Annotated in this window: 25 protein-coding genes; 13 read left to right on the top strand and 12 right to left on the bottom strand. The window is 62.5% G+C overall.

Going from position 1 to position 24,635, the window contains the following annotated elements; genetic code table 11:
- Nucleotides 1-95 precede the first annotated feature (95 nt).
- The 3 genes from moeB to IRI77_RS28040 are packed head-to-tail and all read right to left on the bottom strand — an operon-like array spanning nt 96 to nt 1,839.
- Nucleotides 96-1,139 (bottom strand): molybdopterin-synthase adenylyltransferase MoeB, encoded by a 1,044-nt coding sequence (moeB, locus tag IRI77_RS28050; protein WP_194453818.1) that lies wholly within the window; start codon nt 1,137-1,139, stop codon nt 96-98.
- 41 nt (nt 1,140-1,180) lie between these two features.
- Nucleotides 1,181-1,459, bottom strand: a complete 279-nt coding sequence (locus IRI77_RS28045; RefSeq protein ID WP_194448283.1) for a ubiquitin-like small modifier protein 1 — start codon at nt 1,457-1,459, stop codon at nt 1,181-1,183.
- Nucleotides 1,444-1,839 (bottom strand): M67 family metallopeptidase, encoded by a 396-nt coding sequence (locus IRI77_RS28040; RefSeq protein WP_407674123.1) that lies wholly within the window; start codon nt 1,837-1,839, stop codon nt 1,444-1,446. Before IRI77_RS28040 ends, IRI77_RS28045 begins: the two co-directional genes overlap by 16 nt.
- A gap of 181 nt (nt 1,840-2,020) precedes the next feature.
- Between IRI77_RS28040 and IRI77_RS28035 the strand changes: the two genes are divergently transcribed.
- Nucleotides 2,021-2,662 (top strand): hypothetical protein, encoded by a 642-nt coding sequence (locus IRI77_RS28035; protein ID WP_194448281.1) that lies wholly within the window; start codon nt 2,021-2,023, stop codon nt 2,660-2,662.
- Nucleotides 2,663-2,665: 3 nt separating this feature from the next.
- Here the strand turns inward: IRI77_RS28035 and IRI77_RS28030 are convergent, their stop codons facing one another.
- The 5 genes from IRI77_RS28030 to kdsB form a co-directional block, all read right to left on the bottom strand.
- Nucleotides 2,666-3,133, bottom strand: a complete 468-nt coding sequence (locus IRI77_RS28030) for a prepilin-type N-terminal cleavage/methylation domain-containing protein (protein ID WP_194448280.1) — start codon at nt 3,131-3,133, stop codon at nt 2,666-2,668.
- Between the two features lie 160 nt (nt 3,134-3,293).
- On the bottom strand, nt 3,294-3,764 hold the full coding sequence (locus IRI77_RS28025) for a prepilin-type N-terminal cleavage/methylation domain-containing protein (protein WP_194448279.1): 471 nt from the start codon (nt 3,762-3,764) through the stop codon (nt 3,294-3,296).
- Between the two features lie 74 nt (nt 3,765-3,838).
- Nucleotides 3,839-4,648, bottom strand: a complete 810-nt coding sequence (kdsA, locus tag IRI77_RS28020; RefSeq protein ID WP_194448278.1) for a 3-deoxy-8-phosphooctulonate synthase — start codon at nt 4,646-4,648, stop codon at nt 3,839-3,841.
- Complete coding sequence (locus tag IRI77_RS28015) at nt 4,649-6,289, bottom strand: CTP synthase (RefSeq protein WP_228486857.1); 1,641 nt, start codon at nt 6,287-6,289, stop codon at nt 4,649-4,651.
- Nucleotides 6,279-7,031 (bottom strand): 3-deoxy-manno-octulosonate cytidylyltransferase, encoded by a 753-nt coding sequence (gene kdsB / locus IRI77_RS28010; protein WP_194448276.1) that lies wholly within the window; start codon nt 7,029-7,031, stop codon nt 6,279-6,281. The genes IRI77_RS28015 and kdsB overlap by 11 nt, the downstream gene beginning before the upstream one ends.
- A gap of 110 nt (nt 7,032-7,141) precedes the next feature.
- Here kdsB and IRI77_RS28005 point away from each other — a divergent pair, with 110 nt between their 5' ends.
- The 7 genes from IRI77_RS28005 to IRI77_RS27975 all read left to right on the top strand — a co-directional run bounded on the left by IRI77_RS28005 (nt 7,142) and on the right by IRI77_RS27975 (nt 11,822).
- Nucleotides 7,142-8,083 (top strand): VWA domain-containing protein, encoded by a 942-nt coding sequence (locus tag IRI77_RS28005; RefSeq protein WP_194448275.1) that lies wholly within the window; start codon nt 7,142-7,144, stop codon nt 8,081-8,083.
- Nucleotides 8,067-9,035: a VWA domain-containing protein gene (locus tag IRI77_RS28000; RefSeq protein WP_194448274.1), complete on the top strand. Its 969-nt coding sequence runs from the start codon at nt 8,067-8,069 to the stop codon at nt 9,033-9,035. The genes IRI77_RS28005 and IRI77_RS28000 overlap by 17 nt, the downstream gene beginning before the upstream one ends.
- Before the next feature lie 5 nt (nt 9,036-9,040).
- On the top strand, nt 9,041-9,241 hold the full coding sequence (locus tag IRI77_RS27995; RefSeq protein WP_194448273.1) for a hypothetical protein: 201 nt from the start codon (nt 9,041-9,043) through the stop codon (nt 9,239-9,241).
- Nucleotides 9,242-9,402: 161 nt separating this feature from the next.
- On the top strand, nt 9,403-9,714 hold the full coding sequence (gene rplU / locus IRI77_RS27990) for a 50S ribosomal protein L21 (RefSeq protein ID WP_194448272.1): 312 nt from the start codon (nt 9,403-9,405) through the stop codon (nt 9,712-9,714).
- A 27-nt stretch (nt 9,715-9,741) separates the two neighbouring features.
- Entirely contained in the window at nt 9,742-10,002 is a 261-nt protein-coding gene (gene rpmA / locus IRI77_RS27985) for a 50S ribosomal protein L27 (RefSeq protein WP_194448271.1), read from the top strand.
- A 105-nt stretch (nt 10,003-10,107) separates the two neighbouring features.
- Nucleotides 10,108-11,193, top strand: a complete 1,086-nt coding sequence (gene obgE / locus IRI77_RS27980) for a GTPase ObgE (RefSeq protein ID WP_194448270.1) — start codon at nt 10,108-10,110, stop codon at nt 11,191-11,193.
- Nucleotides 11,194-11,318: 125 nt separating this feature from the next.
- Entirely contained in the window at nt 11,319-11,822 is a 504-nt protein-coding gene (locus tag IRI77_RS27975; protein WP_194448269.1) for a DinB family protein, read from the top strand.
- A 66-nt stretch (nt 11,823-11,888) separates the two neighbouring features.
- Here the strand turns inward: IRI77_RS27975 and IRI77_RS27970 are convergent, their stop codons facing one another.
- Both IRI77_RS27970 and IRI77_RS27965 read right to left on the bottom strand, forming a co-directional pair.
- Nucleotides 11,889-12,320 (bottom strand): cytochrome c-type biogenesis protein, encoded by a 432-nt coding sequence (locus tag IRI77_RS27970; protein ID WP_194448268.1) that lies wholly within the window; start codon nt 12,318-12,320, stop codon nt 11,889-11,891.
- A 521-nt stretch (nt 12,321-12,841) separates the two neighbouring features.
- A complete protein-coding gene (locus IRI77_RS27965) occupies nt 12,842-14,092 on the bottom strand; it encodes a penicillin-binding transpeptidase domain-containing protein (protein ID WP_194448267.1) in 1,251 nt (416 codons plus the stop codon).
- Nucleotides 14,093-14,292: 200 nt separating this feature from the next.
- Between IRI77_RS27965 and IRI77_RS27960 the strand changes: the two genes are divergently transcribed.
- The 3 genes from IRI77_RS27960 to IRI77_RS27950 all read left to right on the top strand — a co-directional run bounded on the left by IRI77_RS27960 (nt 14,293) and on the right by IRI77_RS27950 (nt 17,467).
- The gene (locus IRI77_RS27960) at nt 14,293-15,216 is read left to right on the top strand and encodes a sugar phosphate isomerase/epimerase family protein (protein ID WP_194448266.1); all 924 of its coding nucleotides are present in this window, start codon (nt 14,293-14,295) and stop codon (nt 15,214-15,216) included.
- A 37-nt stretch (nt 15,217-15,253) separates the two neighbouring features.
- Nucleotides 15,254-15,742 carry a YqgE/AlgH family protein gene (locus IRI77_RS27955; protein WP_194448265.1) on the top strand — a complete coding sequence of 163 codons (489 nt, stop codon included), beginning with the start codon at nt 15,254-15,256 and terminating at the stop codon, nt 15,740-15,742.
- An 81-nt stretch (nt 15,743-15,823) separates the two neighbouring features.
- On the top strand, nt 15,824-17,467 hold the full coding sequence (locus IRI77_RS27950) for an AMP-binding protein (RefSeq protein ID WP_194448264.1): 1,644 nt from the start codon (nt 15,824-15,826) through the stop codon (nt 17,465-17,467).
- Nucleotides 17,468-17,497: 30 nt separating this feature from the next.
- Here the strand turns inward: IRI77_RS27950 and IRI77_RS27945 are convergent, their stop codons facing one another.
- Nucleotides 17,498-20,131: an ABC transporter permease gene (locus IRI77_RS27945; RefSeq protein WP_194448263.1), complete on the bottom strand. Its 2,634-nt coding sequence runs from the start codon at nt 20,129-20,131 to the stop codon at nt 17,498-17,500.
- Nucleotides 20,128-20,463 carry a PadR family transcriptional regulator gene (locus IRI77_RS27940; protein WP_194448262.1) on the bottom strand — a complete coding sequence of 112 codons (336 nt, stop codon included), beginning with the start codon at nt 20,461-20,463 and terminating at the stop codon, nt 20,128-20,130. Before IRI77_RS27940 ends, IRI77_RS27945 begins: the two co-directional genes overlap by 4 nt.
- 585 nt (nt 20,464-21,048) lie before the next feature.
- Between IRI77_RS27940 and IRI77_RS27935 the strand changes: the two genes are divergently transcribed.
- Complete coding sequence (locus IRI77_RS27935; RefSeq protein ID WP_194448261.1) at nt 21,049-22,215, top strand: PepSY-associated TM helix domain-containing protein; 1,167 nt, start codon at nt 21,049-21,051, stop codon at nt 22,213-22,215.
- A gap of 39 nt (nt 22,216-22,254) precedes the next feature.
- Nucleotides 22,255-24,633 (top strand): TonB-dependent siderophore receptor, encoded by a 2,379-nt coding sequence (locus IRI77_RS27930; RefSeq protein ID WP_194448260.1) that lies wholly within the window; start codon nt 22,255-22,257, stop codon nt 24,631-24,633.
- Nucleotides 24,634-24,635 lie beyond the last annotated feature (2 nt).

The following is a 24,635-nucleotide window of genomic DNA, read 5'->3' as shown; positions in this document are numbered from 1 at the left end:
GACCGCCGCGACCGCCCCAAAAATGAAGAAACCCGATGTTGGCTGAGTCCAGAGGGCTCGCCAAGACCGGGTTCGTTTTCAAACAGTGGCTGGTTCTAGCTGGCCGGGTAGGCGTCAATTCCGCCGGTCATGTTCAGCACATTCGGATACCCGCTTTCGCGCAGCAGCGTACACGCCTTTGCCGAACGCATACCCGACTTGCAGTGCACAATCACCAGCTTCGACCGGTCGATCTCCAGCATCCGCTGCGGCAGTTGGCCCAGCGGGATCAGCGTCGCTTCCGGAATGTTCCGCGCCTGATGCTCGTGCGGCTCCCGCACATCAATCAGGACAAAATCATCCTTCCGCGCCAGCTTCGCTTTCACTTCAAGGGCAGAGATTTCTTTTGGCATTCCACAGAATTGATGATAATCGATCAGTTTGGTGACAGTCCGGTTCGTGCCGCATACCGGGCAATCCGGATTCTTCCGCAGCTTCAGCTCGCGGAACTTCATGTTCATGGCATCGTACAGCAGCAGCCGGCCGGCCAGCGTCTGCCCGATCCCCAAGAGAAGCTTCACCACTTCCGTCGCCTGGATCAGCCCGATGACGCCCGGCAAAATCCCCAGCACGCCGCCTTCGGCGCAGCTCGGAACCAGTCCGGGAGGAGGAGGCTCCGGATACAGGCAGCGATAGCACGGACCCTCTTCGGTCGCGAACACTGAAGCCTGGCCCTCAAACCGGAAGATCGAACCATAAGCGTTCGGCTTGCCCGTCAGCACGCAGGCGTCGTTCACCAGGTAGCGCGTCGGGAAGTTGTCCGTCCCGTCGGCCACCACGTCATAGGCGCCCACAATCGCCAGCGCATTTTCGCTGGTCAGGGCCACCTCGTGCTTGACGATATTGACGTTTGGATTGATGTCCAGCAACGTATCCGCCGCGGAATCCAGCTTCCGCCGGCCGATATCCTTCGTGCCGTGAATCACCTGCCGTTGCAGGTTCGAAACGCTGACCGTATCGAAGTCCACCAGTCCGATCGTGCCCACGCCGGCCGCCGCCAGGTACAAACCCAGCGGAGCGCCCAGCCCGCCGGTGCCCACCAGCAGGACCTTGGAATTCTTCAGCTTCTCCTGGCCCTCGGCGCCCACCTCGGGCAGCATGATGTGCCGTGAATACCGGTCCAGTTCTTCCGCCGTCAGGCTCACGCAGCGCCTCCCGCAATCGAGGGCACGATACTCAGCGTATCGGCCGCCGCCACGGCAGTCTTCTCCTTGTCCAGGTAGCGGATGTCCTCATCATTCACGTAAATGTTCACGAACGAGCGCAGGCGCCCTTCGTCGTTGTAAAGATGGTTCTTCAAGGCGGGGTGCTGCGAGGTAAGCGACGCCAGGACTTCGCTCACGCTGGCGCCCGCTGCGTCCACGCTGCTCTGTCCGCCGGCATACTGGCGGAGGGGAGTCGGAATCAGGATTGTGGCCATGTCAGGATCTCTTCAGTCGATTCAGTTTGTGTATCGTTGGCCCGGAAGGCCTTGGCTTGGTTCAGCGCCCCGCCGACAATCGAAATCACGACATTGGAATACCACGGCCACGAGTTAGCCAGGTCCGTCGCCGAAAAATACGAGTCGCAGTCGGGGTGGGAATGAAAGAATCCCAGAACCTCGAGCTTCTGTTCCCGAGCCAGTCGCTGGGCGGCAAGCTGGTCTTTCGGATCCAGCTCAAATCGGTCCGATTGGTCGCCTTCGTAGGAATTTCGGCAGGCGATGGCGGCAGTGACGGTGCGTTCGTCCCCGTCGTTCAAAGTGCCCAGCATGATGCCGCAGCATTCACGGGGGTAGCAGTCGAGAGCGTGCCGCAACATCACGTCCCAGGGGTGCGGTTCGATTCGAATCACGTTTGTGCCTGTAGGATATCCATTCTGGAGTTTCTCTGTCAACATGGGCTGGATTCCCACCCCTACCCTCGAACCACCCGCAAACCAAACAAATCACAATACTAGTTGAATTGAAACGGACCCTCTCACAGCCGCGTCAGGAGGGCGTATGAAAAAAGCCTTGGTCTGCTTGATCGTTTCGGCAATTGGGGCAGGCAGTGCCTTCGCGCAGTCGTGGGGACGGGATTTCCAGCGCAATCACATCACGGCCGGCATCGGCGCGGCAGTTCCCGGAGCCGACCTGAAGCCGTACTACAAGGTCGCACCAGCCTGGACCTTTGACTACGGATTCCGGCCGGTGAAGTACCTGCAGCTCGATATCGGCCTCGACTCCGCCTACAATTCAGCCGACGTAAATGACTATCTCGACACCGGTTACGGACCGCTCCGCATCCGCGACTTCCAGTTCTTTGTCCCCATGGGCGCGCGTGTCGTCGCCCCCCTGGCGAAAGGCCGCGTGGAGTTCTACGGCGGCGGCGGCGGAGCCTACGCTCGCTACACCGAACTCCTCAAGCAGCCCAGCGACTACTTCCAGATCGGTTGCCCGGTCTGCCAAGCCCGTGACGGCTGGGGGTATTACGCGCTGTTGGGAGGCAGCGTCGCCCTCGACCGCGGCCAGCACTTCCGCCTGGGTGTCCTGTCCCGAGTCTATGTCGTCGACACCTCCGGCCCGCCCATCGGCGCTACGCCGGCAGTGAAGACTAACGACCGCTGGACCAACACCTACGCTACGTTCACGTTTAGTTTCTAGTTCTTACGGAATCTCAGGACTCTGGGCGGTGGCCGGTTCACCGCCCCAGTTCTGCCGGATCACCATCGTTTGGTCAGAGTAGAACGTCCGCCGCCCAGTCCCGCCAAACACCGCCGGAACCGCCTGAATCGCATACCCTTCCCCCGCAACCGACAGTTGGAAAAGGAACCCCGACTTCCGCCCGCCCGCCAGGTCGCCCGAAATCAGGTTCGCCCCGTCCGGTCCGGTCCCGCCCGAGGCCGGCGGTCCCAACTGGCTCAGCCGCTCCGCAAATTTCCCATACTGCGACGCATACTGTGTCTGCGCGGTAAGGATCGTCCGTACGTGGCCGATGGCTGCCATCTCGCGGGCATTCGCGAGGGCTGCATCCATTTTGGGGATGGCGATGGCCACGATCACCAGGATGATCGCGATCACGACCAGCAATTCGATGAGGGAGAATCCGCGGCGGCGGTTCCGGACCAGCTTCATGGCACTATCTCCTGACAGTTCAGATTTGGACACACCTCTCCCATGGCGCCGGCAAGGGCGTCTGGGGCATCACGCAATGGTCAAATGGATTTGGGTGGACAGACTTCGGGCTAGGCTCCCGGCATCAGCCGGAGCACAGCGGCAACTTGCTAATCGATGGCTACTTGATCTCTTTGCTGGCGACTGTGGCGGGTTCAGCGCCCCAGTTTTCACGGATCACCAGCGACTGGTCGGAGAAGAAGGTCCGGCGGCCTGTATTGTTGAAGGCTTGCGGTACGGCGGTCACCGTGTACCCTTCCTTCGTAATCGCCACCGTGAAGATGTAGCCCGTCTTCTGGCCCAACGCCAGATCGCCCGGGATCAGGTCGGACGCGGCAGGCCCTGCGTTTCCAGAGGCCGGCGGCCCTAACTGGGCCAGATTCTCAGCAAACTTCCCGAACTGCGAGAAGTATTGCGTTTGCGCCGTGTGCACCGTATTGATCTGGCGGATCGCCGCCATCTCCTGCGAGTGCATACGGGCATTGTTCAGTTTCGGAGCAGCGATTGCCGCAATCACCAGGATGATGGCAATAACGATTAAGAGTTCGATCAGCGAAAAGCCCCGGCGGCGGCGGTCCTGAACACGGCGCATGGCTACTCTCTCCTTTGAGAATTGTTCTTGACTCTATTCTAGACGCAAGGCAGGCCCGTGGCGTGCAAGAGATCTTACCCGATTCGTGCCGCGTGCAACCGGCGCAATGTCTCCGCCAGAGATTGTAACAGGTCCAGTTTCAGCGCATTCGCACCATCGGAAAGCGCCGCCGCCGGATTGTCATGCACCTCGAGAAAGACACCATCGATCCCGGTCGCGACCGCCGCCCGCGACAGCGGAGCAATAAACTCCGGCGATCCGCCCGACTTCGACCCGGCCGCTCCAGGCAACTGCACCGAATGCGTCGCATCAAATACCACCGGGTACCCGATCGAGCGCATCATCACCAACCCGCGCATATCCACCACCAGGTTGTTGTAGCCGAACGACGAGCCGCGCTCCGTCAGGATGATCTTCGTGTTGCCGGTCGACGCCACCTTGTCCGCCGCATGCCGCAGATCCAACGGAGCCACGAACTGGCCCTTCTTTATGTTGACGATACGGCCCGTCTTCCCCGCCTCCAGCAGCAGATCGGTCTGCCTGCATAGGAATGCCGGAATCTGGAGGACGTCAGCCACTTCCGCCACCTTGGCGCACTGGCTGGGCTCGTGGATATCCGTCAGGATGGGCAACCCCATCGACTTCTTCACACTCGCCAGGATCTTCAAGCCGGCCTTCATCCCCGGGCCTCGATAGGAATCCACCGACGAGCGGTTCGCCTTGTCGAAGGACGCCTTGAACACATAGGGAGCGCCCAGGCTCGCGCCAATCCCGGCCGCCAACCGGTGAATGCTCTCCTCTGATTCGATCACGCATGGACCGCAAATGAACTGCAGCGAACCATCGCCGAAAACCACGCCCGGGATTACAGTGATCGGTGTCATCTATCCAGCAAACAGCGGATTGGTTTCCGTTTCCATCCGTTTTTGGTGAAATTCGACGGCGGCGCCGATGAACGACTGGAACAGCGGGTGCGGCTCCAGCGGCTTCGACTTGAACTCAGGATGGAACTGGCACCCCAGGAAGTAAGGATGATCCGGCAGTTCGCAGATCTCCACGAACTTGCCGTCCCGCGACTGCCCGGTGATCCGCAACCCTTTCTCGGTCAAAGGTTTCTCGTACGTACGGTTGAATTCGTAGCGGTGCCGGTGGCGCTCGCTGATCACTTCCGTACCGTAGGCCGCGCGCGCAAACGAGCCCTCCAGCAACAGGCACTCATAGGCGCCCAGCCGCATCGTCCCGCCCAACTCTTCCACGCCCAGCAGATCCCGCAACTTATAGATAACAGGGTGCAGCGCGCCGTTGTCGAACTCAGTTGAATCCGCTCCGGCCATCCCGCACACGTTCCGAGCAAACTCGATCACCGCGGTCTGCATGCCCAGACAGATCCCGAAGTACGGCACCTGCTTCTCGCGTGCATAGCGGATCGCATTCAACATCCCTTCCACGCCGCGCTTGCCAAAACCGCCCGGCACCAGAATGCCGTCATAGTGTTCCAACTTGTCCACGCACTCCGGCCAGAACATCTCCTCGGACTCGATCCAGCTCATCTTCACCTTGACCCGATGATGGATCCCGGCGTGCAACAGCGCCTCTTTCAGCGACTTATAGGAGTCTTCATACTCCACATACTTGCCCACGAGACCAATGTGGACTTCATCTTTCGGATTCGCCAGCGCGTCCAGCATCGAAGTCCACTCGCTGAGGTCGCGTGGCCCTGCGGTATCCAGGTGCAGCAACTCGACAATCAGGTCGTCGACACCCTGCTCGGCGAACATCACCGGACACTGGTAGACCGTCTTCACGTCGTAGGCGGAGATGACCGCTTTCTTGTCCACGTCGCAGAAGAGGGCGATCTTGTCGCACTGATCTTCCGGCAGCGGCCGTTCCGACCGGCACACCAGGATATCCGGCTGGATACCCATGGCCCGCAACTCCTTGACGGAGTGCTGGGTCGGCTTCGTCTTCAACTCCTGCGCGGCGGCGATCCAGGGCACATACGACACGTGGACAAACAGCGTGTTCCGCCGGCCCAACTCGTGCCGCATCTGCCGGATGGCTTCCGTGAACGGCTGCGATTCGATGTCGCCCACCGTGCCGCCGATCTCACAGATGACGACATCGACGCCTTCGGCCACCTTGTGCGCCGCGGCCTTGATCTCGTTCGTCACGTGGGGAATAACCTGGACGGTTTTACCCAGATAGTCGCCACGGCGCTCGCGCGTGATGATTCGCTCGTAGATGCGCCCTGAGGTCAGGTTATTGTTTTGAGAAAGATGCGCGTGGGTAAACCGCTCGTAGTGGCCCAGGTCGAGATCGGTTTCGGCGCCGTCGTCGGTCACGAACACTTCCCCGTGCTGGAAGGGGCTCATCGTGCCAGGATCGACATTCAGATACGGGTCGAACTTCTGCATGTTCACCCGAAGGCCCCGGCTTTCCAGAAGGCATCCGATGGACGCGGCGGCGATCCCTTTCCCCAGGGAGGAGACGACGCCGCCGGTGACGAAGATGTACTTAGCCATGATTGGTGGTGGGAATAGAAGCAGTGAAGAGCAGCGATTCTACGTGCAGGAGATCCTCTGGCGTATCGACGCCAATCGTTTCGTAGCGTGTTTCGGCCACCCGGATGGAGATTCCGTTCTCCAGCGCACGGAGTTGCTCCAGTTTTTCGTTCTGTTCAAGGACGCCGGGTCTCAAAGTAGAGTAGCCGAGCAGCAGCGCCCGGCGATACACGTACAGCCCAATATGTTTCCAGTACTCCGCCGAGTCGCCCCGGTCGTAGGGAATCGGGTGGCGGGAAAAGTACAGCGCGCGCCCATCGTGACCGGTGACCACTTTGACAACATTAGGATTCTCAATCTCATCGCGCTCCACAATGCGCTTTTTCAATGTGGCCATTTGGCATTCTGGATCGTCTAACAGGACAGTGATGGCGGCATCGATCGCGTCCGGATCGATGAGCGGCTCGTCTCCCTGGATGTTGACGATGATCTCGGCATCGGTCGTGGAGGCGGCTTCAGCCACACGGTCCGTGCCGGATAAGTGATCGTGGCGGGTTATGACGACTTCTGCCCCAAAGCCGCGTGCCGTGTCGGCGATGCGCTCATCGTCTGTGGCGATGAGTGTGCGCTGTGGCAGCTTCGCAAGCCTCGTCCGCTCCCACACATGCTGGATCATCGGTTTTCCGGCCAGTGTAGCGATGGGTTTGCCTGGGAATCGGACGGACGCGAAACGAGCGGGTATGACACCCAGAATTTTGGGGGGCACAATCGAGCATAGCACAAAAAGTCCGCATGATATACTTGGGACACCAGACCGGGAGACAGATGTTTAAATTTAGCAGAAACTGTTTTATTTTCTGTCTCTTAGGCGGGATCATGGCGATCCCGGGAGGCCTCTCGGGCCAACAGCCGAGGCCTCAAATCACACCCCGTCCCAAACCGGGCGCCGACACGCCAGAGAGCGATCGCATCACCCCGAACCTGCGCATCGACACCAATGTTGTGTTGATCCCGGTGACGGTCACCACGCCGCTCAATCAGTTCGTCACCGGCATGGAAAAGGAGAACTTCCGCGTCTTTGAAGACAAGGTCGAGCAGGAGATCACCTACTTCGCCAGCTTCGACGCGCCGCTCTCCGTTGGCCTCGTTTTCGACGCCAGCGGCTCCATGGGCAGCAAGTTGAGCAAGAGCCGCCAGGCCTCCGCCCAGTTCTTCAAAACTGCGAATCCGGAAGATGAATTCTTCCTCATCCAGTTCAACGACCGGCCGCAGCTCGTCGTGCCATTCACCCAGAACACCGAGGACATCCAAAGCCGCCTCACCTTCACCCAGGCCAAAGGCCGCACCGCCCTGCTCGACGGCATCTATATGGCCCTGCAGACCTTAAAGAAGGCCAAAAACCCGCGCAAGGCCCTGTTGATCATCTCCGACGGCGGAGACAACTCCAGCCGCTACACCGAGAATGAAGTCCGCACCCTCCTCCGGGAAGCAGACGCCCAGATGTATGCCATCGGCATCTACGAACCCATCGGCTCCCGCAGCCGCAGCGCCGAGGAGCTTTCCGGCCCGGGCCTGCTGAGCGAACTCACCGAGATGACCGGCGGGCGCAACTTCCCGGTCGACAACCTCAACGACTTGCCCGACATCGCCGCCAAGATTGGAATTGAGCTCAGGAATCAGTACGTTCTGGGTTACATGTCGAAAAACCAGACCCGGGATGGGAAGTACCGGCGAGTCACGGTAAAATTAAACCAGCCGCGCGGGATGCCGCCGTTAAAGCCGCTCCACCGGCAGGGATACTATGCACCTACGCAGTAAGTTCGGCCTTCTCGCCGTCCTGGGCTCGTTGTTCCTTGGACACATTGATGCTCAGGTGAAGCCCGAGACCCCGGACGATCAAAGCGTGATTCGCGTCGATACGCGCCTGGTGGTGCTGCACTGCTCCGTGCTCGACAGCAAGGGCAGGCTCGTCACCAACCTTCCCCAAGGCGCCTTTAAAGTCTATGAGAACAAAGTAGAACAGCCGGTTAAGCTGTTCCGCCGGGAAGACGTGCCCGTCTCCATGGGCCTGGTCATCGACAACAGCGGCAGCATGCGCGACAAACGCCAGCGTGTGGAAGCCGCGGCCATCAAGCTCGTCAAAGCCTCCAACCGGCAGGATGAGGTCTTCATCGTCAACTTCAACGACGATGCCTATCTGGACGTTCCTTTCACCAATGAGATCGCCAAGATGGAAGAGGGCGTGGCTCGCATCGATTCGCGCGGCGGCACCGCCATGCGCGATGCGATTTCCATGTCGATGGACCACTTGAAGCAGGAAGGCAAGAAGGACAAAAAGGTCATCCTGGTGGTCACCGACGGCGACGACACCGCCTCCACCGGCATCACACTCGAGAAACTGGTCGAGAAGGCCCACAAACTGGACCAGGTCATCATCTATGGCATCGGCATCCTGGGCAAGGAAGACGCCCGGTCCCGCAAGAAGGCGGAACGGGCCATTGACGCGCTCACCAAGGCCTCCGGCGGCGCCAGTTTCTACCCCGGCGACGTGGCGGATGTGGAAGCGCTGGCCGAACAGGTCGCGCAGGACATTCGAAGCCAATACGTAATCGCCTACTCGCCGACCAATCAGAATCTGGACGGAACTTTCCGGACGATCAAGGTCACCGCCAACGGCGGCCGTTACACGGTCCGCACGCGCAGCGGCTACTACGCCTCTCCTGAACCGCCCAGGAAGAAATCGACCGCGGCCAACGGCTCACTCCAGTAAATCGGATGCTTTGCTTCCTGTGGAGATCGACGCGCGGCTACCGCCTGACACCCTGGCGGTCGCCCTACCTCCTGTGGCGCATCGAGACCTATTGGGGCCTGCACGCCGAACGCATTACCGCAGCCGACTTCTGGCGCTTCTCCTGGCAGCACCGCGCCGAATTGGTGCGCTTTCTCCGCTGGGCCGACCGCATGGCCCAGGGCTGAGTTTCTGGCTGCGGAATGCTTCCCGGATTTGCGCCAGCCGGGCCAACCGTGCCATATTAGAGATTGCGGAACTTGCAGCGCACAAGCAGTGTGCATGCGCGTAAGTTACTCCCTCCCGCGTCGCTGTTTAAAGCGCGCGTGACTTCAAGAGGATTCCAGCTATGTACGCAGTGATCGAAACGGGCGGAAAACAGTATCGCGTCTCGCCGGGCGACACCATCGTGGTGGAAACGCTGGCCGGTGATGCCGGCGCGGCTGTGGAGTTCGACAAAGTTCTGGCTATTGGCAAGGACGACGGCGAGCTTGTGGTGGGTAAAGACGTGGCCGGCGCGAAGGTGAAGGGCTCCATCAAGGGTCACGATCGCGCGCCCAAGATCCTGGTCTTCAAGTTCAAGCGCAAGAAGCAGTACAAGAAGACGATCGGCCACCGGCAGAACCAGACATCGGTGACCATCGCCGAGATCTTGGCGTAAGCCTTCTGAGCTAGGAGAAGATTAGTAATGGCGCATAAAAAAGGTCTCGGCAGCTCAAAGAACGGGCGTGATTCCAACGCGCAACGTCTGGGCATCAAAGTTTTCAGCGGCCAGGTTGTCACCGGCGGCTCCATCATCGTGCGGCAGCGCGGCACGCGCTACAAAGCCGGCGAAAACGTCGGCATCGGGAAGGACGATACCCTGTTCGCCACCGTCCCGGGCCGTGTCGAGTGGAGAGACCGCGGCCGGATGGGCAAGTGGGTTAGCGTCTTCGCTCTCGAAGGCTAGTTTTTCTTCGCTCCTTGAAGAGCGCGTAAAGTATCAGGCCGCCGGGCGGTGCTACCGCGGGCGGCCTTTTCTATTGTCGGTCGACTGATCGGATCAGGTGCATGGATGTTCGTTGATGAAGTCATTATTAAGGTAAAAGCAGGCGACGGCGGCAACGGGTGTATGGCGTTCCGGCGCGAAAAGTACGTCCCCAAGGGTGGACCCAGCGGCGGCGACGGCGGCCGCGGCGGCGACGTAGTCCTGGTCGCCAGCGAACACCACAATACCCTCCTCCATTTCCGCTTCAATCCGGAACACACGGCCGAACGCGGGCGCCATGGCGAAGGCAGCAACCGTACGGGCCGCAATGGCCGCGATGTCGAAGCGCCCGTCCCCGTCGGCACCATCGCCTGGGACTGGGAAACCGGAGAGATCCTGCATGATTTCACTTTCCCTGGCGACCGCTACACCATCGCCAACGGCGGAAGAGGCGGCCGGGGCAATCAGCATTTCGCCACCTCCACTCATCAGGCCCCCACTCGGCATGAGCCCGGTTCTCCTGGACAGGAAAAGCGCATCCGGCTGGAATTGAAGTTATTGGCCGACGTCGGCCTGGTCGGCTTCCCGAACGCGGGCAAGTCCACCCTGATTTCCCGTATCTCCGCCGCCAAACCAAAGATCGCCGACTACCCGTTTACGACACTCGAACCCAATTTGGGCGTCGTCCAACTGGACGACCTGCGCAGCTTTGTGGTCGCCGACATCCCCGGCATCATCGAGGGCGCCCACGAGGGCCACGGCCTCGGCATCCAGTTTCTACGCCACGTCGAGCGCACCAAGCTACTGCTCCACCTGGTGGACGTCAGTGAGATGAGCGGCCGCGAGCCCAAGACCGATTTCGACATCATTCTCAATGAGTTGGCCAGCTTCAGCGAGGAACTCTCCGGCAAGCCCATGTTCGTCGTGGCCACCAAGCTCGACGTCGCCCAGGACGTAAATCGCCTGCGTGCGCTCGAGCGCCGGGCCAAGAAACACGGCATGCCGCTCTTCAAAATGTCGGCTGTGACCGGCAAAGGCCTGAAGGAACTCCTGCGCGCCGTCGACGCCAAGCTCATCGAGATCCGGGCCGCGGAACAGCCGCCGCCGCCCCCCGCTCCGCCGATGGTGCGCCCGCACGATCGCGAAACGGAAGAACCGCAACCCGAAGAGTAATGTAAACTCCGCTCCGGCTCAGCGTTTCACTTTCGCTTTTTATTTGCCTTCGGGAATCTCTCCCATTAAGATATCTAAAGCAGCCCACTGGGGCTGCTATCTTGATCCAGGAGTGGAAAGTCCCAATGGCAATCAGCGAACTATTGAAACCTGAACTTGAGCAGGAACTCGCCAAGACACGGAAGACGCTCGAACGTCTGCCTGAAGACAAACTGACTTTCAAACCGCACGACAAGTCGTTCGAATTGGGCGCTTTGGCCACGCACTTGGCCACGATTCCGTTGTGGGGCAAGATGACGATGGGGTCCTCCGAACTCGACCTGGCCCCCGAGGGCAAACCGCTGGAACAGCCCAAGCGCATCACCTCGGCCGCCGACGCGTTGGCCCGCTTCGATCAGCACGCCGCCGACATCACCGCCGCGGTGGCATCGGCGACGGACGAGGACTTCCAAACTGAGTGGGCCCTGAAGATGAACGGCAATGTGATGTTCAAGATGTCCCGCTACACCGTGATCCGGTCGATGATCCTAAACCACCTCATCCATCACCGGGCGCAATTGGGCGTCTACTACCGGCTGTTGGACATCCCCGTGCCGGCCGTCTACGGCCCCTCGGCCGACGAACAGTAACACCTCCCTGCCCGGCTGGGGGCCGGGTGTCAGAGCCAAGGGCCGGTTGACGCCGGCCCTCCCCCTTCACCAGTCGATCTCCTCATCGGGAACGGTGGCCAGCCGTGCCGGCTCAGCAGCCGGCTCCGCGTGGGCTCGGCGTCGCAGGAAGACCATCAGCGCGAAACCGGCCACCAGCGTAACCGTCACGGGGATCACGATCAGCCAGGTGAACTTGCTTCCGGACGGCACCATCAGGATTCGCTCGCCGTACTGGCTGACATAGCGCTGCGTGATCTCCTGCTCCGAAACTCCCTGTTTATAGAGCCTGGCGATCTCGACCCGCATCCCGGCCGCGGCCTCAGACCGATGCACGGCTACGCTTTCCGCCCAGCAGCAGGGGGCGATGAATTTCTCCTGCAGGCGGTGGATGGCCTCATCCTGTGTTTCCGCCCTCAAACTCCCGGCCATCAATACGACCGTGGCGCCCAACGCCAAGCCCTTGAATATGGGTGACATAGAGATTCTCCTGAGCAATCAAAAGACGACGAGGCAGCCGTCCACGATAGGCGGCTGTCAGGGCGGAATTCAAATGGCAGGAGGAGGCGGGCGTTGAAAGAGAGAGAACTCCGCGGAACGGCGTGGCAGGCTTGCATCGAACGGTGCGGGCTCGTTGGAGGCGGGGACCTCAGCAACATTGGTCCGGCTTGAGTTCGCGGCCAAGCCCGGCAGGGCAGTGGGCAGCACAGCCCGCTGCAGGCATCCGGGCGGGCATCCGCGAGCAGCCTGCCAGCTGGAAACCGGAGCCGCTGTTCGCGTGTTGCGGCAGCAGCAGGTCCCGCTGCGCCGGCAGCAACTCATCCCGCAGGATTGTCCATCTTGTTGAGAGAGTGCGGGCAGAAAGCCCCAGGAGTAGGGACCCAATACCAGGCAGGCAAGCGCGACAACGGTTGCACGCAGATGCCGGAGTGAGAGGCCAATGCCCATAGTCGGGGTAGCGAACTACCCCAACTATAGCAATCGAGTGGAAGGTGTGAGGACTAGTGAACGTCGCCGGAGTGGATCATCGCTGTCGGGGCGGTGGCGTGCGGCTGCTGGGTCGTAAAGAACTGAGCTTCCGACAGGTTCTTGTAAACCTGCCCCGCGATGCCGGCCGCCACGGGACCGTTGACGCTCTTGCCGCCGGTCAGCAGGACCACCACCACGAGCTTGCTCTTGCCCACTTCGTTGAAGCTGCCGAACCAGCCCAGGTGCGTACGCGAGTCGGTGCAGGTTCCGGTCTTGCCGAAGATCGGCTCATTCGTGTCGTAGTTGGCGCGGCGGGCCGTGCCAAACTCCACGGCACCCATCATGCCGGGGCGCATCTCAGGAATCTGCTGGGCGATATCGAGCTGCCGCTTAACCTGCGGAACCAGGCTGCTCACTTCCGCCAGCGTGCGCGGATACTGCAGATAATAAAGGGTTCCGCCGTTGGCGATGGACGAAACGATGGCCGCTAGCTGCAGCGGCGTCAGGCCGATCGCCTCGCCGAAGCTCGTCATCATGCCGTTCGGAACGCCCTTCGGCTTCTCTTCCGGGAAGATCCCGGCGCTCTCGCCTTCGATATTGATGCCGGCCTTCTCGCCCAAGCCGAACAGACGGCCGTAGTAGTTGATCTTCTCGAAGCCGAGTTTCTCACCCACGTTGGCAAAGTAGGCGTTGTTAGACTTGGCCAGGGCGGTCGTCAGGTTGATCGACTCGCGGCGCGACAGCCGCAGGCGGGTTTCGCGCTCGATGATGCCTTCGCTCAGTCCGGCCAGGCCGGCCACCAGCTTGATGGTGGAGCAGGGCTGGTAGGCGCCGGTCAAAGCCAGTTTCTGGTTGACCATCGTCATCACGCGGCCCGTCGTGGGATCTACCACCACAACACTTCCGTTATACGGCCCAAGGGCCTGCACGGCGGCGCGGCGGATCGCCAGATCCTCACCATCCACTACGTCACCGTAAGTGGAGTCGGCGAAGGTCGGGGTGTCCCAGGGACTGTAATACTTCCTGACACGGCGCGGAGCGACTGTACTCCGGGCGGTTGCCGGTTTGATCGTGGCCGTGCCGGCGAACGATTTTGCGGCGGGGCTACGCTTGACGATCGTCGATCGCGAAACGGTAGTTGCGCCTGCGCGCCTCGATTTCGATCGTTTGGTGGAAGCGGTTGGGCTCTTCTGTGTGGTGGCGGTAACTGCAAACGCCGGTACAGCAGCAGAGAGGATCAGTGTGGAAATAATGCAAAGCGGGATAAGGAAGTTCTGCTTCATTCTGCCTTCCGGTCAACCAAATCTGAACTCCCCCCAGACGCCGACCAAAGCGCCCCCATAAGACTCCCCTATTTTGTTGTATCGGCAGGGGTTCCGTCAAGCTTCATATTCATGGGATGTTTTTTGGCGAAACCCTCAGCAAGTGACCCTAGAGCCCTGCGGGAACTCCGCCCTCCACTTGCACCGGAATTTGCGCGACAATGATGCGTGCTGAGAGTAAACAGATGAAGCTCTCGATGGGTACCTGGTCGTTTGCTTTCGGGCCGTATGCCGCGAACCCGAAGAGCATTCCCGAGATTGCTAGACGGCTCGCCGCGGCCGGATTCGACGGCATTGAACTCAGCGGCTATCCACCGCACGTGACGCCCGAGGCCTACGCTACCCCGGCGGCCCGAGCGGAACTGAAGGCGCTCCTCTCCGACCTTGGCCTGGGCATATCGGGCTATTCCTCAGACTTGGGCTCAGCCAACCCGACGATTCCCGAGAACAGAACCGCCTATCTCGACCTCTTCCGGCGCCTGCTCGACCTGTGCCACGACCTGGGCAGCCCCATGATCCGGGTCGATTCGGTGGGCGCGCCCGGCTCCATCCCGGACGAGGACTATCACACTGCGTTCCATCGCCTGGCCGACCTCTGGCGCGATTGCGCCGACGCCGCCCGCCAGGCCCACGTCCTGATGGCCTGGGAGTTCGAACCCGGCTTCCTGTTCAATAAGCCCTCGGAAGTCATTGAGATGCATGAACTGGTCGGGCATCCCTGGTTCCAGATCCTGTTCGACACAGCCCACGCCTACATGTGTGGTGTGGTGGGTTCGCGGCAGCATGGGAAACGGGAGATCCTGGAGGGCGGCGTGGCCGAGTTCATTGCCAAGCTCCACGGCTCCATCGGTGCGGTGCATGTCATTGATTCCGATGGCACTTTGGTGAACGACGACACCAGCACGCATCTGCCCATCGGGGAGGGCCATGTGCCGTGGCCGTTCCTGGCGCCGAAGCTGCTCAATATCCCCCACATCGGGTGGTGGTGCGCGGACCTCTGCTTCTACGAAGGCGCCTGGGAGAGGATCGACGACAACCTGCGCGCGGTGCGCGGACTGCTGGCCCCCGCGCCGGTTAAGCGCTGAATACCCCTGAAGGCCCCTCTCCGGGGACCGATTCTCCATGCCGTTCAAACTGGCAACTTTGTGTCTGATTGGAGCGTCCGTACTCGCGGCCCAGGATCCGCAGCCCGGCACCCTGCTCATCGCCAGTCCGCAACTCCGCGATGAAGGGTTTACCCGCACGGTCATCCTGATCATCCAGAACGACGGGCAGGCCGTCCGCGGCCTGGTGCTCAACCGGCCTCTTGGCGATGGCCGTTTCGCCGGCGGGCCCGTGGCCTCCGGCTTCCGGTCCCTGCTCCGGGTCCGGGCCGGCCAGAAGCCGCCCGCTGGCAGCAAGTTGGTGGACGGCGTCTACCTGCTTGACCGGGCGCAGCCCGCATCCCCCGATTCGCGCACCGTCGCCGGCTATACGGGCTGGTCCAGCGCTCAGCTCAAGGACGAGATCCGGCAAGGCCTGTGGCGTGTCATGCCCGCCAAAACAGCCATCCTCTTTGATCCCGAGGCCGGCACGCTTTGGCAGCGGCTCACAGCCATGGCCACCCATTAACGATATTCATGCCTGAATAGATCGAACCTATTCGCTGTTTATCTCCGGGCGCAGTACATTGGGGCTTTGGGCAGAGGTAAGATGACCAGCACCACCATGGAGTGTGACCTTCGTAGCTATACGCACGGACCGGACGCGGAAGTCTGGGAGAGATCCATTGGCGAGGTGCTGCAGTCGACACGCCAGGCCTGCGGAAACCACCTGGCTTTGGTCTCGCGCCATCAGGGCCTCCGCTACACCTGGGATGAGCTTATCCATGAAGCCGAGCGCGTCGGCGCCGGCCTCTTTGCCCTGGGCCTGAACCCGGGCGATCGTGTGGGCGTCTGGTCCACCAACTGCGCCGAGTGGGTCCTGCTCCAGTACGCCTGCGCGCTCTCCGGCCTGGTGATGGTCAACGTGAACCCGGCCTACCGGTCGCACGAACTGCGCTATGTGCTCAAGAAGAGCCGCATTCGAGTCCTGTTTCTCCACGAGTCCGATGCCCGCGCGAACTACCGGGCCATTCTGGCGGAATCCGTGGCCGGGGTTGAATGCGAACTGGAACGTGCGCTTTACCTGGGCACCCGCGACTGGCAGGCCATGCTGGACGCGGGCGAAGCGTTCCAGGCACCGCTCATCCTGCCTGGAGACGTCGCCAACATTCAGTACACCTCCGGCACCACGGGCTCGCCCAAGGGCGTGCTGCTCTCGCACCGGAACCTCATCAACAACGGCCGCTTCATCGGGGAACGCCTGGGCGCCAGCGAACTCGACCGCATCTGCCTGCCGGTGCCGCTCTACCACTGCTTCGGCTGCGTGATCGGAACACAGGTCGCCGCCGCCACCGGAGCGGCCATTGTCCTGCCCGCCGCCACCTTCGATGTCGTCAAAACGTTGGAAGCGATCGAAGCCGAACGCGCTACGGCGCTGTACGGAGTCCCCACCATGTTCATCGCCGAACTGGCGCACCCCGAATTTTCGCGCTTCGACCTCAGTTCGCTCCGCACGGGCGTGATGGCGGGAGCTCCCTGTCCCATCGAGGTCATGCGGCGCGTCATCGACGAGATGCACTGCCCGCAGATCACCATCTGCTACGGGCAGACCGAGAGTTCGCCGGTCAGCACGATGTCGAGCATCGACGATCCGCTGGAGCTGCGCTGCACCACGGTCGGGCGCGCCATGCCGGCTACGCAGGTGAAGATTGTGGATCCTTCCAGCGGCGCAACCCTGCCGGCCGGCGAACCCGGCGAACTCTGCACACGCGGCTACCTCGTGATGCGCGGCTACGATGGCGACGACGCAGCCACGGCCAAGGTGATCGATGCCGATGGCTGGCTGCACTCCGGCGACCTGGCGGTGATGCGGCCCGACGGCTGCTTCCGCATGGCTGGACGGCTGAAGGATATGATCCTGCGCGGAGGAGAGAACATCTATCCGCGTGAGATCGAGGAGTTCCTCTATACGCATCCCAAGGTGGCCGAAGCGCAGGTGGTAGGCCTGCCCGACGCGCGCCTGGGCGAGGCGGTACTGGCCTGGGTCCGCCTGAAACCGGGCGTCACGGCCACTGAGGAGGAGATCCGCAGCTACTGCGAGGGCAAGATCGCTTACTTCAAGATCCCCGCGTACCTCCGCTTTGTCGACGAGTTCCCGCTGACTGTCACAGGCAAAGTGCAGAAGTTCAGGATCCGCGAGCTCGAGATTGAAGAGCGGGGCCTGGCGCACCTGACGCGGACGCAGACGGCGTAGCTGATCCCGCAGCGGAACTCCAGGCTACTCTCACTCGTGCCGCAGCGCGGTCATCGGCTCCACACGCGCTGCCCGTTGCGCTGGCAGATAGGCGGCCAGGAGACCCGCTGCGGCCAACAGAACGACGGATACCATGATGGTCTTCGGATCCGTTGTGCTCAGGCCAAACAGCATGGAACCAACCCATCGCGATGCAGCCCAGGCCGCGGGCAAGCCCAGTAACACGCCAATCCCGATGAGGCGCAGCGCGCCCCGCGCCACCATCCACTGAACGCCTTGCGGCCGAGCACCCAGCGCCACCCGGATACCGATCTCCTTCGTCCGCCGGGCCACGCTGTAGGCCAGCAACCCGTAGAGCCCGGCGCACGCCAGCAACAGGCCCAGCACACCAAAGCCGCCGGCCAGGCTGGCCATCAGCCGCTCCTGCACGAGAGTCTGTTCCACCTGCTCGGACAGGGCCCGGACCTCCAGCGGACTGCTGGGAAACGCGGGCTGAAGCTCTTTGCGAAGTGCTTCGGCTACCTGGGCGAGGGAGCCGGAGGCGCGGATCTCCAAGGCAGCCGATCGGGGCGGCTGCTGGAAGAAGGGGACGTAGACCGTCGGATGCGATGCTCGTCGGAGAGCCCCGGCGGCTACGTTTGCGACAACTCCAACGATCTCGAGGTCCCTGGCCGGCTTGGCCACCGTGGCCATGAGATGCTCGCCGATGGGATTGCGGCCAGGAAAATGGCGGGCTGCGTAGGCCTCGTTGACGATCGCCACCCTGACCTCGCCGTCGTCGCGTTCAGTGAACTCGCGCCCCGCGACGAGGCGCGTCTGCATCGTCGAAAAGAACCGCGGTCCCGCCGCCACGAAGATGGCGTTGTCTTTCTCCGGCAGAACCTGTCCCTTGGGCACGGCCGCCTCTGACCAGGTGGAGCCGCTCAGCGGGGTGTGGCTGGCAATGCTCGCCGACGCAACACCGGGAAGCCGCCGGACCCGCTCCGGCAGGTCCTTGTAGAGCGCCAGTAACCGCTCGTCTTTGTAGCCTTCGCTCCGCCCGTCGACGTCCACCAGCAGCACCCCCTCGCGGCGGAAGCCCGGATCCACATTCTGCAGATTCTGCAACGTCCGCGCGAACAAGCCGGCGCCGATCAGCAGCATCAGGGAAAGCGCCACCTGGAGGCTGACCAGGGACGACAGCAGCCTGGACCGCGAACGGGCGCCGCGTGCGTCCTCCTGCAGGGTGTTCGCTCCGCCCAACGCAGTCGCCTGCAGCGCCGGAGCCAGGCCGAACAGTATACCGGTCGCCAGCGCCACCGCGCTCGTAAAGGCCAGCACCCGCCAGTTCGGTGTCAGGTCGAACTGCACCTGCCGCCCGCGGAAATGCCCGCCGGCCGACAGCGTACCCAACAGGAAGCGGGCCGTGACCCAGGCCACGCCAATGCCAAAGGCCGCGCCAATGGAAGCCAGCAGCGTGCTCTCGGTCAGCAACTGGCGGATGATGCGCCCGCGCCCGGCGCCAATCGCCAGCCGTACGGAGATCTCGCGCCGGCGGGCCGTGGCTCGCGCCAGCAGCAGGCTGGCCACGTTCGCGCAGGCGATCAGCAGCACCAGCCCCGTGACGCCCATCAGCACCATCAGCGGTTTCTGGAAGATCGCGCGAAGGAAGGTGTAGCCGGTCCCGCCCGGCACAAGCAGCAGCAGCGTTTCCTTCAGCTCCTTTCGTTGGGCCGCCGGCCACGCCGGGCTGACCTCGCGTTCCGCGATCTGCGGCCAAACCACAGCCAGGTGGGCCGTGGCCTGCTGGACTGAAAGGCCGGGCCGCGGCCGGGCGAGGACGCGCAGCCAGTAGTTGCCCCGGCCCAACAGCGGCTCATCCACCGGCTGCAGGCTTGGCAGTGCAGCCACGGCGATGGTGATATCGGCGGGAGAGCCGACGTTGGCGCCCGTGAAGCCGGCCGGGCTCACACCCACGATGGGGACGGCTTTCCCATTCATCGGGATCGTCTGTCCGATTACGCCGGGGCTCCGCGCATATTGACGGCTCCAGTAGCCATCGCTGATCACGGCCGCCGGCGCGGCTCCAGGCTGATCGTCCGTTCTGGTCAGCAGCCGGCCCAACTCCGGATTCAGGCCCAGCGTTTCATAGTAGGCCCCGGTCACCCACGCTCCAGGCACGCGGCTCAGGGATCCTACCGGGCCGATCGTGAACTCGGTACCGCTAAAGCCGCAGACGCCCTCGAAAAGGGTCCGCTCTTCCGCCAATGCGTTGACGATCGCGTAAGAGAAGGTGTCACCGGCAAATTCGGACTTCGAGGTTCCCATTTTGACCTGGACCAGCGCTTGCGGGTCCCGCACAGGCAGCCAGCGCAGCATCAACGCATCCACCAGGCTGAAGATGGCCGTATTCGCGCCAATACCCAACGCCAGCGAGAGGACGGCCGTGGCCGTGAAAGCGGGATTGCGCCGCAGGGTCCGGAACGCGTACTGCGCATCGCGGTACAGTTGCTCCAGCCAGGTCCAGTTCCATGCCGCGCGCCCCTCTTCGGCTACCCTCGTCAGGTTGCCCAGTTCGCCCGGTTCCGCCATCTCGGCCAGGGCGTTCAGTTCCTCCTGCATGTCGCGCTCTTCCGCGCGCCGATAGGCGGGCAGCAGGTAATTGAGCCGTCGCCGCAGGTTCACGACTTGCCTCCTTGCGGCAAGGGTCCCATTACATGGCCGACGGCGGCCACGAACTCGGCCCACTTCGAATGCTCCTGTTGCAGCTGTTTGCGGCCTTCCGCGGTCAACTGGTAATACTTCGCGCGCCGTTTGTGTTCGGAGACCTCCCAACTCGACTCGATCCAGCCCTTCAATTCCAGCCGCTTCAACGCGGGGTACAACGAGCCGAATTCAATGTCGAGCGCCTCGTTCGAACTGCTACGGATGGCCTTGGCTATGCCGTATCCATGCAGGGGCGCGAACAGGAGGGTCCGCAACACGAGCATCTCGAGGGTTCCTTGCAGGAGGTCCATATGGAGACAGTCTATATAAAGACTGCCATCATAACAATCGGTTTTGAGCGGTCTCTCGAAGATGTTACGTCTGCGTCGCGCCGGACGCGCAGGAGCACCTGTCGTCATTCACTTGCACGATTCCAGTCGCATAACTCCATTTGAATCTGCTTACACGCCCGTTAATTGCAAGTCATTTGCAGATACACCTTGACACTCAACTCGACGGGAATGTACTCTGAAGCGGACAAGAAGGTCCGGCCCGCCGGACTTCCACTCACGGGAAATACGATCCCAGCGCTGCCGTACGCAGCACAGCGGCCCCTAAACCGGCACACGCTCGAGACCGTCATCGAAAAGAGAAAGGTCTCCACGGCTAACTTTTGGCGAAGCACCGTGGAGACCCGGCTATCGGCAACCCGAAGGCTGGCGACACTCCCAATTCTAGGTCGCCAGTCCTTCATTGACAACGGCGCGCGGAGCCCGCGCGGCGAAGGAAGGATGCTTGACTACAGAACTGCTGCCCATGCGCGGCCCGGGTGAGTTGTCCCCATCAGGCCCGGCGCATCTACCCGGAACCCGCACCAGGCGAGGTGCGCACCGGCGATGAGCTTCCTCGACAAGCCCCAGCCCCTCTGGTGGCGCAAGGCCCTGTTCCAGATCCACCTCTGGGTCGGCCTGTTTGCGGGCCTTTATGCCATCGTCATTGGGATCTCCGGCTCCATTCTCGTCTTCAAGCAGGAGCTCGCCGCACTCACTTACCCCCACCTGATGCGGGCCCCGAATCCGGACCGCCCTGAGCGCGCGGACCTCTTCACCGTAATGGTACGTGCCCGGACCGCCTATCCCGACTTCCGGCTGAGCGGCGGCTACCTGCCCGGCGTGGGGAGTGACAACGTTCTGGTCTACATGCAGGGCGATGGCGGGCGCGAACTTTTCGTCATGGCCGATCCTTCCGACGGCCATCTGCTGGGCGCGCTCGATATCGAGTCCTCCTGGCTCCACTGGGTCTCGGACCTCCACATCCACCTGCTGCTGGGCCTGCCCGGCTATGTCGTGAACGCCATCGGAGCCGGGCTCCTGTTGCTGCTGTCGCTCACCGGTCTCGTGCTCTGGTGGCCCGGCATCCGGCGCTGGCCCCAGGCCCTGATAGTCGACTTTCGCCGCAGCTGGCGCCGCATCAACTTCGACCTGCATAGCGCCGCCGGCTTCTACACCCTCGCGTTCGTCGTCATGTGGAGCATCTCCGGCATCAACTTCGTCTTCCCCCAGCAGGTGGCCGCCGTCGTAAATGTCTTCTCTTCCGTGGAAGGCGGGCGCGAACCGGAGATCCACATCAAGGCACAGCGCCGCTCCGCCGATCTCTCGGCCGTGCTGGGACAGGCCGTCCGGAACTTCCCGGCCGGCCGCCTCGCCGGCGTCTACCTGGGCGAGGACGCCAACCATCCCATCACCGTCTTCCTGTCGCGCGGCCGCCGCAACGACTTCACCCGGATGGACTATGTTTACTTCCACCCGGAGAGCGGCCGGCAGCTCGCGGTGTGGCACAGCGGCGTGAATCCCACGCTGGGCAGCACCTTTGTGTTCTGGCTGTCGCCGCTGCACTTCGGCGTGAATTGGGGCCAGGGCATCAAGACGCTCTGGGCCCTGCTGGGACTCAGCCTGCCCGCGCTCGCCGTCACCGGAGCGCTGATGTATTGGAACCGCTACCTCGGACGCCGCTGGAAGCGCCTGCGCTCCGCCGCCGCAAAATCCGAGGCCCCGGTCGCCTGAAAACCGCTTTTTTGCAAATGGAAAGGTCCATGATCGCCGATGCGTAACCTGATAGCTCTACTTACCGTTCTCATCCCACTGGCGGCCCAACCGCCCGCCCAGCAACACCAGACCGCCGCTACACCCGCATGCACCCTGGCCTCGCAGAAGTTCGAGGCAACTCTCTCGGGCACGGTCTCCGACACCTCCGGCGCAGCCCTGGCCGGAGCCACCGTCTCTGTCTCCTGCGGAGCCTTCCGCGTGGAGACCCGAACGGGAGTCAATGGCGCCTACACGCTGGCGCTCCCCATGGGCACGCTCCCCGTCCGCGTCTCATCGGCGCGCTTCGCCACGACGGAACGCGCGGTGACCCTGGCGGCGGACTCCACCGCCCAGGCCGACTTCACCCTGCGCCCCGAAGACGTCCACAGCAGTGTCTCGGTTGTCGCGCAGATCGACTACATTGCCGAGGAGACCAACTCCGGCGCCAAGCTCGACTTGCCCCTCCTGGAGATCCCACAGAGCATCACAGTGGTGACACGCAAGGTGCTCGACGACCAGGGTGCCGTCAGACTCGACGACGCCTTGAGGAATGTCGCCGGCATCATGCCCGGCGGCTACTACGATGGCTGGGATTACTACCGCATTCGCGGTTTCGACTCGTCGTTCACCACCTATCTCGACGGCCTGCGCGGCGGCAACGGCACGGCCGACGAGATCGGCGGCCTGGAGACCGTGGAAGTCATGAAGGGCCCGTCTTCCGCCCTCTACGGCCAGGGCGTGCTGGGCGGACTGGTAAACCTGCGCAGCAAACGGCCCAAGTCCGATGCATTCCTCAACCTGGAATACACTGGCGGATCCTTCGCCTTCAACAGCCCCAGCGTGGACTTCGGCGGCTCGCTGAACCGGTCACGCACGCTGTACGGCCGCGTCTTTGCCCTGGACCGCCGGCAGGATTCATTTGTCGACTACGCCCGCCTGCACCGCGCCTATGTCGCGCCCTCGGTCACATGGCGCATCACCCCGGCCACCTCGCTGACACTGCTGGGCCGCTACCAGCAGGACAACGGCCGCCACGCCTTCCCGCTGCCCGCCCAGGGCACTGTCCTGCCGAACATCAACGGCGAAATCCCCGTCAGCCGCTATGTCGGCGAGACCGGCAACGACGACAATTCAGTGCACGAGGACAACCGCCAGCTCGGCTGGGAGTTCACGCATCAGTTCCGCGAAGGCTTCCGGGTCCGCCAGAACGGGCGTGTCGCCGCCTACCGCCAGATCTGGAAGAACCTGCTCTATCCCGGCTTTATGGACGTGGACGAACGCACTCTATACCGCTACCCGCTCAGCTACGACCAGAACTGGAAGAACTACGCGATCGACACCTCCGCGGATGGAGTCTTCCACACCGGGGCCATCCGTCACGAAGTGGTGGTGGGCGTGGACTACTTCCGCAACCCCACCGTCTTCAGCGGCGAATCCATCGACTTCAGCGACATGTCACAGTACACGCCCATCGATCTGTTCCGGCCAGTCTATGGACAGTCGAAGACGTCCGCATTGATCCCCGCTTACGCCGGCCATACGCTAATGCAGTTCACGGGCCTCTACTTCCAGGACCACCTGCGCCTGGGCCAACGGCTCACGGTGACCGCCGGAGGACGCATGAACTTCACCTCCAACCGCGACCTGCCGGACCCCGGCCACAGCAGTTCCACCTTCACTCCGCGCATCGGCGCGAACTATCAGCTACTGCCCGGCCTTGCCTTGTACGGCAGCTATAGCCGTTCCTTCCTGCCGCAGTCCGGCCGCGTTTATGAGGCAGGCGCTGAGAACGGGACATTCGCTCCGCCGGAGAAGGGCCGTCAATGGGAAGGCGGCCTGAAGTCCAGCCTGCTGAATGGCCGGCTGATGTCTACACTCGCCCTCTACGACCTGCGGCGCGGCAATGTGCTCACGGCCGACCTCGGCCACCCCAACTTCTCCATCGTCACCGGCCAACAGCGCAGCCGGGGCGTGGAGGCGGAGAGCACCTTCCTGCTGCGCGGCGGCTGGAGCCTCACCACGGCTTACGCCTTTAACAACGCGAAGGTCACTGAGGACAACACGATTCCTGTTGGCACGCCCACGCAGAACGCACCGCGGCATGCTTTCAATCTTTGGACGCGCTACGAGATCCAGCGCGGCTGGGCCAAGGGCCTGGGCATCGGCCTGGGCGGCCGGCGTTACGGGGACCAGTCGGGCGACCTCTTCAATACGTTCCACCTGCCGGGCTACGGGCTACTGGAAGGCTCGCTGTCCTACCGGGTGGGGCACTTCGGCATTCAGTTCAATGCCTACAACCTGACCAACACGCGCTACTTCACGGGCTCCTACGACAACCTCTACGTGAAGCCCGGAGCGCCGCGTTCCGGGCGGGTGACCGTCCGCTGGTCGTTCTAGCC

The sequence above is a fragment of the Paludibaculum fermentans genome (assembly GCF_015277775.1).
Classification (GTDB): Bacteria; Acidobacteriota; Terriglobia; order Bryobacterales; family Bryobacteraceae; genus Paludibaculum; species Paludibaculum fermentans.
This window is presented reverse-complemented; position numbering and strand designations above follow the sequence as displayed.